This window comes from Pseudomonas sp. E6002 (genome assembly GCF_013385565.1).
Classification (GTDB): Bacteria; Pseudomonadota; Gammaproteobacteria; order Pseudomonadales; family Pseudomonadaceae; genus Aquipseudomonas.
Map to the genome: position 1 here is coordinate 52,238 of NZ_JACAPT010000035.1, position 9,483 is coordinate 61,720.

General features: G+C 61.7%; 8 protein-coding genes. 2 read left to right on the plus strand and 6 right to left on the minus strand.

Annotated features, from left to right (window positions below; all coding sequences use genetic code 11):
* Position 1 precedes the first annotated feature (1 nt).
* The 5 genes from HX815_RS26185 to HX815_RS26205 all read right to left on the minus strand — a co-directional run bounded on the left by HX815_RS26185 (position 2) and on the right by HX815_RS26205 (position 6,030).
* Complete coding sequence (locus HX815_RS26185) at positions 2-838, minus strand: ABC transporter permease (protein WP_102369229.1); 837 nt, start codon at positions 836-838, stop codon at positions 2-4.
* Positions 835-1,788, minus strand: a complete 954-nt coding sequence (locus tag HX815_RS26190) for an ABC transporter permease (protein WP_102369228.1) — start codon at positions 1,786-1,788, stop codon at positions 835-837. Before HX815_RS26190 ends, HX815_RS26185 begins: the two co-directional genes overlap by 4 nt.
* A gap of 68 nt (positions 1,789-1,856) precedes the next feature.
* On the minus strand, positions 1,857-3,482 hold the full coding sequence (locus HX815_RS26195) for an ABC transporter substrate-binding protein (RefSeq protein WP_134326765.1): 1,626 nt from the start codon (positions 3,480-3,482) through the stop codon (positions 1,857-1,859).
* Positions 3,483-3,871: 389 nt separating this feature from the next.
* On the minus strand, positions 3,872-5,098 hold the full coding sequence (locus HX815_RS26200; protein ID WP_177029120.1) for a Xaa-Pro peptidase family protein: 1,227 nt from the start codon (positions 5,096-5,098) through the stop codon (positions 3,872-3,874).
* A gap of 50 nt (positions 5,099-5,148) precedes the next feature.
* On the minus strand, positions 5,149-6,030 hold the full coding sequence (locus tag HX815_RS26205) for a hypothetical protein (protein ID WP_003218566.1): 882 nt from the start codon (positions 6,028-6,030) through the stop codon (positions 5,149-5,151).
* Positions 6,031-6,144: 114 nt separating this feature from the next.
* Here HX815_RS26205 and HX815_RS26210 point away from each other — a divergent pair, with 114 nt between their 5' ends.
* Complete coding sequence (locus HX815_RS26210) at positions 6,145-7,059, plus strand: LysR family transcriptional regulator (RefSeq protein WP_177029121.1); 915 nt, start codon at positions 6,145-6,147, stop codon at positions 7,057-7,059.
* Here HX815_RS26210 and HX815_RS26215 read toward each other — a convergent pair.
* On the minus strand, positions 6,997-8,229 hold the full coding sequence (locus HX815_RS26215) for an MFS transporter (protein WP_177029122.1): 1,233 nt from the start codon (positions 8,227-8,229) through the stop codon (positions 6,997-6,999). The genes HX815_RS26210 and HX815_RS26215 overlap by 63 nt on opposite strands.
* A gap of 280 nt (positions 8,230-8,509) precedes the next feature.
* On the opposite strand from HX815_RS26215, the gene HX815_RS26220 reads away from it, so the two are divergent.
* Positions 8,510-9,439, plus strand: coding sequence for a LysR substrate-binding domain-containing protein (locus HX815_RS26220; protein ID WP_032899060.1), 930 nt, complete (start codon positions 8,510-8,512; stop codon positions 9,437-9,439).
* The last annotated feature ends 44 nt before the right edge of the window (positions 9,440-9,483 follow it).

Consider the following 9,483-nt stretch of genomic DNA (forward strand, 5'->3'; position numbering starts at 1 on the left):
CTCAACTCCTTGCGCCTTTCTGGGCGTGTTCATCCAGGCCGTCCGCCAACAGGCTCAGGCCCAGCATCAGGGTGGAGATGGCGATGCACGGGAAGATCACCAGGTGCGGGAAGGCGATGGCCATGGCGCGGCCGTCATTGATCATGCCGCCCCAGTCCGGTGTGGGCGGCGGCAGCCCGAGGCCCAGGAAGCCGAGGGCGCCGATCATGATCGCGGTGTAGCCGATGCGCAGGCAGAAATCGACAATCAGCGGCCCGCCGCAGTTGGGCAGGATTTCCACCAGCATGATCCGCAGCGAGCCTTCGCCCTGGGTGATGGCGCTGAGCACGTAGTCTCGCGAGCGAATATCGATGGTCAGGGCGCGCATGATCCGGAAGATCGCCGGTGCGCTGGTGAAGGTCACCGCAATCAGGATATTCAGCGCCGAAGCGCCGAGGGCGATGATGATCACGATGTACAACACCAGCACCGGGAACGACAGCACCGTGTCGGCCACATAGGACAGCACGCTGTCGACCCAACCGTTGAAGTAACCGGCGCACAGGCCCATGGCGATGCCCACGGCAAACGCGGTGAGGGTGGCGAGGATCGACCAGAACAGCACGGTACGAGTGCCCCAGATCAGCCGCGAGAGAATGTCGCGGCCAATCATATCGGTGCCCAGCAGGAAGCCCTGGCCGTTGTCGCCGACGGTCATTGGCGTGAGCAAGGGCGTGAAGCTTTCCAGCGGATCATGGGGCGCGATCCACGGTGCGAACAGCGCGATCAGCACCCAGCCGCCCACCAGCAGCAGGCCGAGCAATGCCAAGGGATGTTTGAACGAGTGCAGCAGGTTCATTGGGCACCTCCGCCGAGGCTGCGCAGGGTGATGCGCGGGTTGAGCCAGGTGTAGGCCAGATCCGAGAAGATCTTGGTGATGCCCACCACTACGGCACTGACCATCGCGCAGGCTTCGATCAGGTACACGTCATGGTTCAGCGAGGCGGTGTACAGCAGCGAGCCGAAGCCCTTGTAGGCGAAGAACACCTCCACCACGATCACGTTCGACAGCAGCCACGGGATGTACAGCATGATCACCGTGACCGGCGCGATCAGCACATTGCGCAGGGCATGCCGCAGCACAATGCGTGAGGTCGATGCGCCCTTGAGTCGCGCCGTGCGGATGTACGGCGCCTGCATCACTTCCACCATCGAGGCCCGGGTGATGCGCGCCAGGTAACCGATGCCGAACAGGCACAGCACCATCAGTGGCAGCACCAATTGCACGACGCTGAAGCCTTCGCTCATGCTGCTCACACCGGGCAGCCAGTTAAGCCAGAACACAAAGATCGCGGAGACGAAAACCGCGCTGGCGAAGTCGGGAATCGAGGTGGTGACGATCGACAGGAACGACACCAGGCGGTCCAGCGCCGAGCCCTGGCGAATCCCGGCCAGAACGCCGAGGGTCAACGCCACCGGCACCATCACCAGCAAGGCCAGGCCGGCCAGGGTCAGGGTTTGCGCAAGGTTCGGCAGCAGCAGCTTGATCACTGATTCGCGAAAGTACACCGAGGTGCCCCAGTCGCCGCTGACAAAGTCCTTGAGCCACACCAGGTAGCGCCACACAAAGGGTTGGTTATAGCCATGTTCCACCAGCCACGCGGCGCGCTGGTCGGCGGCGGAGTAGGGGCCGAGGACGTTGATCGCCACGTCTTCGATATTCAGTTCCAGGGCCAGGAACACGATCAATGACACCGACAGCAGGGTCGCCACCAGCGCCAATAACTTGCGCATCAGAAAATGAGCCATGGGTGCATGCTCCGACTGTTCAAGGGATGCCTGCCCGTGTGCGGGCAGGGAGGAGGGCGTGCGCTAAATCAAGCGCTCATCCACACACTGTCCATCGGGTAGAAGTCGGAAGGGTGCACCTGGAAGCCCTGGACCTTTTTGCTCACGGCGGTGAACTTGTCGCCCCAGAACGGCTGCACGATCACGCAGGCGTCCTGCAGGATGCGTTCGACATTTTCCATCGCCACGGCGCGCTGTTTCGGGTCGATGATGCCCATGGCCTTGTCCAGCGCGGCATCGAACGCCGGGTCGCTGTAATGGCTTTCGTTCCAGGCACCACCGCCACGGTAGGCCAGTTCCAGGGACATTACGCCCAGCGGGCGGTGGGCCCAGTAGGTCAGGCTGAAGGCGGCCTTGTCCCAGATCGGCCAGTACTGTGCAGCAGGGATCACTTTGAGGTTGATGCGGATCCCGGCTTCCAGGCAGTTCTGTTGCAGGATCTGCGCGCAGTCCTGTTCATAGCGGCCCTGGGTGTTGCCGACGATCAGGTCAATGTCGATGCCGTTGGGGAAGCCGGCTTCGGCCAGCAGCTTCTTGGCCGCCGCCACGTCGCGGTTGCGCTTGGGCAGCGGGAAATATTCGGGGTGGGAAGGCGCCACATGATGGTCTTCGCCGAGGGTGCCCATGCCGCGATAGGCGATCTTCAGCATCTGCGCGTTATCGGCGCACAGCACCACCGCCTTGCGGATGCGCAGGTCGGTGAACGGCTTCTGGTCGCAGGCCATGCGCATCACCACGGTTTGCGCCGACTTGCAGGTCAGCAACTGGGCCCCGGGCAAGCGCTTGGCCAGGTCCAGTTCAGCCACCGTCACGCGGTACAGCACGTCGACTTGCCCGGCTTGCAGGGCGGCGAGGTGGGTGGACACGTCGGTGCCCATGTCGATGTAGCGCAACTCGTCAAGGTTGGCTGGTTTGCCCCAGTAATCGGCGCGCTTGGCGAAGGTCGCCTGCTTGTTCACGGCGAATGAAACCAGCTTGAACGGCCCGGTGCCCAGCGGGTTTTTCGCCCAGTCGTCACCGGCCTTGAAGCTGCGGTGCACGATGGCGCAGGTGAAGGCGTTGAGCATCTCCGGGATCGCCAGGATCGGCCGCTTGAGCACCAGGCGGAACTGGAACTCGCTGACTTTTTCGAAGGCCTTGATGTCCTGGAACGCGGTGCGGTTCACCGACTTGGAATCGGCGGCGATCCAGCGTTCGATATTGTGCTGCACGTCGTCGACGTTGAAGGTGTCGCCGTTGCTCCACTTCACGTTCTGGCGCAGGTTGAAGGTCCAGGTAGCGAGGTCTTCCGACGGGCTCCAGCTCTCGGCGAGGTAAGGGTGGGTGATGTTGTCGGCGTCGACCCAGGTCAGGTATTCCACCGAGTTGCGCAGCAGGTTCGAGGCTTCGATCCAGGTGATCAGCATCGGGTCCTGGATTTCCTGGATCGCGCAGGCAAACCGCAGGCTGCCGCCCTGGCGTGGCTCGGCGGCCTGGGCGTCATTGCCCAGCAGTGCGGAACCGAGAAAGGTGCTGGCACTGGCCACGGTGATGCCCAGCAGCGCGGCCGTGCGCAGGAATTGGCGACGGTTGATTTCGCCGCTTTGCACTTGGGCACACAGATCATTTACGGCTGGATGCGGCGCGGCGCCGTCCAGGGTAGTCAACTCTTTCATAAGCCTCTCCGGTACTTGCGAATATGCGTTTTTTTGTTGAACCGCAAGGGTCAATGGCAAGCGCCGCGAAGGCGTGACCGTGACCGCTGTGAAGCCGGCAGAAGAACAAGGCGCAACGAAGTCGGGAGGGTGGCAATGGGACAGGACATAGGGCAGCTCTCATGTTGTTTTTATTAGAGATGCCCGCAGTTTTGTCATTTGCGCAAAGATCGACAAACGACAAATTCTGCGTTGGAACGTTCTATAAACGCATGTTACATGTCGCTCCCCACCGACCGATCGTTCCCACGCTCTGCTTGGGAATGCCGCCCCGGACGTTCCGCGTCCCCTCTGCGAAACGGTGACGCAGAGCGTCACGGGATGCATTCCCACGCAGAGCGTAGGAACGATCAGTACCTCAACAAGCGCGGGTCGAACGGGTAGTCGGAGAGCAACTCGATGCCGTGTTCGTGGATGTAGATCTGCTCTTCGAGCTTGACCCCTTCGCCGCCTTCGTCGTGGCCGATGTAGCTTTCAACGCAGATGGTCATGCCGGCTTCGAACACACCGTCGTAGCCCAGGGCATCAATGTCTTCGCGATGCACCACGTAGGGGTATTCACCGGTCATGCCAACCCCGTGCACCAGGGCGAAGTAACGGTTGTTTTTGTAATGCTCGGGAATCTTCCAGGCCAGTTCCGCGTACTCCTTGAAACTGCGCCCGGCCTTGAGCATTTCCATGTTGGTCTGCACTTGCTCGTAGGCCAGTTTGTACAGCTCCTGCTGCTTGGCGGTGGCGGCTTGTTCACCGCACAGGAAGGTCCGCGAGAAGTCGGCGTAGTAGCCGAAACGCCCGACCACGTCAGTGTCCAGCGCTACCAGGTCGCCGGCTTCGATGGGCCGGGTGCTGCACTCCTGGAACCACGGGTTGGTGCGTGGGCCGGAGGACAGCAGGCGGGTCTCGACGTAATCACCGTCGGTAGCGATCACATGCTGGTGCAGGTGCGACCACAGTTCGTTCTCGCTGATGCCGGGGGTGAGTTTGCTTTCCATCAGGCGCACCCCGGCTTCGGTGGCACGCAGGCTGGCGCGGATCATCTTGAGTTCGTTCGGCACCTTGATGCAGCGCGCACGTTCCAGCGGTTCCTGGGCATCAAATATCTGATAGCCGAGCTTTTGCAGTTCGAAGGCCGCAGCGGAGGTGGCGCTTTCAATGGCGATGCGTTTGCCGCCGCCACATTTGCGCACCAGCTCATCGATTTCCGCGGCCCAGTCGGCGGTGACATTGCCCAGGAAACTTTCGCAGAAGTAATAGGAGATGGCTTTGGCCGGGCGCACTTCATCGACGGTGTTGAGGGGTTCGGCCAGGTGCAGGCAGCCGCCGAACTCGAACACCACCACCGGGCCTTCTGCCGGGATAAACGCATAGCGGGCCGGGTTGCGCGCCGAGTACACCTGCATGTTGCGTGAGCCGGTGGCGTAGCGCATGTGGGTAGGGTCGAACAGTACGCAGGCGGCGTAGTCGCGTTTTTTCAGCTCGTTGCGTACCCGTTGCAGACGGTCCAACTGGATCTGCTGGATCTCGTCATGGGTAGGTTCGCAGTCAGTGGGGTTGCGGTTGGGGCCGGACAGACTCATAGGGTGTTCCTCGCAGGGCAAATACGGTTTCAAGGTTTCTTAGGTGTGAATCAGTCGAGCAACTGGTCGCTGCGGACCAGGTTGCGTTCGGCTTGCAGATGGGCTTCGGACAGGCGTCCGTAAAGCTGCTTGGTGCGCTGGGCACGGCCAATGATTCCGGGCTTTTCGGAGTAGGCGAAGATCGCCGTGTTGCGCTCGGTGGCGCCTTCCACGCGGGTCACCCGGTGCACCGAAAAACGCCCTTTGAATATCTGCAAATCGCCGGGATTCAGCTCCAGTTCCTGCACCCGCGAACGGTCCTCGCCACGCACCACCTTGCCGACGGCGCCGAGGTTCTCCTGGGTGCGCGAGCGAATCATCGGCGCGTACTCGAACAGGCCGCCGGCCTCGGGCTTCTGGGTCATCATGCTGACGATGAATTCGTTGGTATCGAAGTGCCAGGGCTGCTCGGTGCCGTCCGGCATCACGTTGATCACCAGCCCGGCGAACGGGTCGGCGTACTCGAAGATTTCCGGCTCATTCAGGCAGGCACCGATAAAGCGTTTCATCATCGGCGACACGTACAGCCGGTGGATGATCGCGTCCGGGGCGATCATGTCGCGGGTCACAAAGCCGCTGGTGCGCTCCATGAACGTGCGGCGCGGGTCATCGTGGGGCAGGGAGGTGTCGTCCTCGGTGAAGTAGGCGTTGACCTTGCGCACCGAATAAAACGTCTTGCCCGACAGCGCCAAACCTTCCAGGCGCGCCTGCTCAAGCGCTGCGGGGCGCAGGAAGTTCTTCAGCAGGCAGCAGCCGTCTTCGGCCAGTTCGGACCGGGCGTGTTCGATCAGGGCCTGTAATTGAACATGGCCCGAATCATGTATGGGATACAGCTCGGTATTAATAATGTCGCTGATATCGCCCACTTCAGCGTCAGCAAGTTGAAGGCTCATGCAAGACTCCCGGAACTATCAGTTGGTGTTTTTTGGCTGCCCCGATAGTTGCTGAACGAGGTGCAAAGTGGAAATTACAAGTTGTGATCGAATCCATCGGCGAGGGCGATAGTTATGTCGGGCGAACTGGATGGCACCCTGCTTAAAGTGTTTGTGGCAATTATCGAGTGCCAGGGGTTTTCGGCGGCCGCCGAGCGCCTGCACAAGACCCAATCCACCGTCAGCCAGAGCCTGCAACGCCTGGAAGACATCGTCGGCACGCCACTGATCCGCCGTACCAGCCGCTCGGTGGGCCTGACCCCCGGTGGCGAAACCTTTTTGATCTACGCCCGGCAGATCCTCAAGCTGCACAGCGAAGCCGTCAGCGCCGCGCAATTGCCCAATCAACAGGTGTGTATCCACCTCGGCATGCCCGAGGACTACGCCGAGTATTGCCTGGGCGGGATGCTCAAGGACTTCCAGGCGCAGTTCGCCCAGGTGCGGCCCGATGTGTGCTGCGAGATGTCGACGGCCCTGGTGGGGCGCCTGCAACGGGGCGAGCTGGACTTGGTGCTGGGGGTGGAACACGCAGGTTTGCACAGCGGGGAATACCTGTGCGACGAGCCGTTGGTGTGGGTCGCGGCGCCCAGCTGGAGTTGCGTGGGGCGTCAGTCGGTGCCGTTGGCGGTGTACGCCGAGGGCTGCGCGTTCCGTGCGAACGCCGTGCAGGCGCTGGCCCAGTCCGGGCGCTCGTGGCAGGTGGTTTACACCAGCCAAAGCCCGCGCGGCATTGCGATTGCGATCGAGCAGGGCTTGTCGGTGGGCGTGATGGCGCGGCGCCTGGTGCCACCCGACTGGCAGATTCTGGACGAGCGCCAGGGCTTCCCGCCGATTGCGCCGGCACGCCTGATGTTCTGGCGTTCAGCCGGTTGCCAGGTGCCGGAAGTGGATGCCCTGGTGGAGATTCTGCGCCGGCAACTGGGCCACTCAGGGCATCTGGGCGGCCAGCGCTTCGCGGGTGTGTCGCTGGGCCATGCGCTTGAGCAATAACAGGCTGGCCAACACCCAGGCCGCGATCCAGCCGTGCACCACCGCAAATTCGCCAGTGACTTGCAGCAGCCAGCCGCACAAGGCATTGCCGGTGGCACTCGCCAGGCCGTAGCTGACCATGCTCAGGCTCACCACTTGCAGGCTGTGCACCGGGCTGAGCCGGGCACCGACGTAGGCGGCCATCAAGCCCCAACACGGGAAATAGAACAGCGCGAACAGCCCGGCCGCCAGCCAGCTCAGTACCAGGCTCGGGTGCCCGAGCAAGCCGAGCATGCTCAGACCAAACGCGCCGATACTCAGGGCCATCACCCGCAACGCCCCCCAACGATCTGCCAGCGTGCCCAGCAGCAAGCCGCCGATCACACCGCCGATCCCGATCAGCGTCCACATCGAGCCGGTGACGGAGGCGCTGGCTTGTAGCTGCTCGCTGACGAACGCCGACAGGAAATTCAGAAACGGCCCGCTGATGGCGCCGATAAACGCGCTGAGCAAGACGATCTGCATTGCCACCGGTTGTGCCACGCACAACTTCAGCCATTGGCGCAGCACTTGGTTCAGCGCCGGCGCCATGGTCTCGCGTGGTGTCGGTTGCTTGATCGGGGCCAGTGCCCACAGGGTCAACAGCGTGACAACTAGCGTCAACCCGGCGCAGATCAGCCAGAACTGGCGCAACGACAACCCTTGCAACAGCGCGATCAGCAGCCCGTTCAAGCACAGCGCAAAGGCTGAGCCCGAGGACGCCAGCCCGAGCACCCGGCTGCGATGTGTAGTCGGGATCACCTCTTGAGCGAGGGCCGAAATCGCGTTCCAGTTCGACACCGCGCACGCCGACACCAGTGCCAGGCACAGGGCAAACGGCAGCACCCACGGCGTGGCGACGGCCAGGGCCAGCAGGGCGGGGCTGAGGACGATGGTCAGGCGCGCCATATTGCGCGGGCTGATCCACGCCGCCGCCAGGCCGCTGGCAATCGAGGCACCCATGTAGAACAGCTGCAACAGCGCGGCAATCAACGCGGCCTGGCTGTAACTGAGCTCAAAGGCTAGGCGGATCTGCGGCAACAGCGCCGAATACAGGAACACACTGAAACCGTGGGTGGTGGCGTTGCAGGCGGTAAACACCAGTGCCAGCAAGCCAATACTTCGCCGGGATGAAACGGGAGCGTTGGACATGGCGATGACTCGATAAGTTAATCGCGAAAGAGAGGGGCGAAGTTACAGGAAGTACATCGGCAGACTAGCGTTTATAGCCTGGCGACGACCAATGCTTAATTGTCTTAGTGTGCATGCGTTATACGCAGGCTATTTATTCGTGGGCGACGGTCTGTAGCGATAAACGACACTTTCAGCGTTTGTGACGATTAATTGTTTGTCAGGCTGGGGTGCTACCGCTGACCCAATACAAAAAGGTATGTTGTGCAGGTTATTTCCCCTGTGCTCCCGAGTGTCGTCCATGAAACGCAAAATGCCCGGTCTCAACGCCCTCAAAGCTTTCGAAGTCGCCGGCAGTACCGGCAGTTTTACCCGGGCCGCCGAGCTGTTGAACGTGACGCAGAGTGCGGTCAGCCGCCAGGTGCGCCAGCTTGAAGAACAGTTGGGCGAGGCCCTGCTGGAGCGTCGTCACCATCACCTGGAATTGACCAGTGCCGGGCGGGTGTTGCTGCGGGCGTTGCACCAGTCGTTCGACAAGATCGAGCTGACGGTGCGCAGTATCCAGCAGAAGTCCCATGCCAATCGGCTGCACATCAATGCGCCGCCGACGTTTACCAATCGTTGGTTGATGCCGCGGTTGGGGCGCTTGCGCGAGCAGCATCCGGAGTTGGAGCTGAGCATTACCACGCGGTTGCAGGACAGCCTGGCGGAGACCAGTACGCTGGATTGTGCGATTCGGTTTGGCGATGGGGAATGGGATGGGTTGGACAGCTCGTTGTTGATTCAGGAGCGGCATATCGCGGTGTGTGCGCCGTCGTTGTATGCCCGGGAGTGGAGTGACGGGATTGATCTGAATCGCATGACGTTGCTGCATGTGCTGGCGCGGGAGGATCAGCGGTATCTGACGTGGAAGCATTGGCTGGATGCGGCGCGGATCAGTGGGGTTGATATCGAGGGGGGGTATGAGTTTGACCTGCTGGATTTGGCGATTCGGGCGGCGATCGATGGGTTGGGGATTACCATTGCGGATTGGCATATGGTCGCTTCGGAGTTGGCCAGTGGGCAGTTGACGCAGGTGCTGAATGTGCATGTGGAGGGGCATCAGTCGTATTGGCTGGTGACCCGGCCGGAGCAGACGGATACGCCGCAGTTGCAGGTGTTTGCGCAGTGGTTGCAGGAGGAGATTTGGTTGGCTCAGCGGCAGTTGGAGCCTTCTTTGGCGGCTGTTTGATTCGGTGTACATATCCGTTATTTAGGTAACGGCGACTTATGGTT

Coding starts and splice junctions, on each gene's coding strand:
- HX815_RS26185 (WP_102369229.1), bottom strand. CDS start 838: ATGAACCTGCTGCACTCGTTCAAACATCCCTTGGCATTGCTCGGCCTG.
- HX815_RS26190 (WP_102369228.1), bottom strand. CDS start 1,788: ATGGCTCATTTTCTGATGCGCAAGTTATTGGCGCTGGTGGCGACCCTG.
- HX815_RS26195 (WP_134326765.1), bottom strand. CDS start 3,482: ATGAAAGAGTTGACTACCCTGGACGGCGCCGCGCCGCATCCAGCCGTA.
- HX815_RS26200 (WP_177029120.1), bottom strand. CDS start 5,098: ATGAGTCTGTCCGGCCCCAACCGCAACCCCACTGACTGCGAACCTACC.
- HX815_RS26205 (WP_003218566.1), bottom strand. CDS start 6,030: ATGAGCCTTCAACTTGCTGACGCTGAAGTGGGCGATATCAGCGACATT.
- HX815_RS26210 (WP_177029121.1), top strand. CDS start 6,145: ATGTCGGGCGAACTGGATGGCACCCTGCTTAAAGTGTTTGTGGCAATT.
- HX815_RS26215 (WP_177029122.1), bottom strand. CDS start 8,229: ATGTCCAACGCTCCCGTTTCATCCCGGCGAAGTATTGGCTTGCTGGCA.
- HX815_RS26220 (WP_032899060.1), top strand. CDS start 8,510: ATGAAACGCAAAATGCCCGGTCTCAACGCCCTCAAAGCTTTCGAAGTC.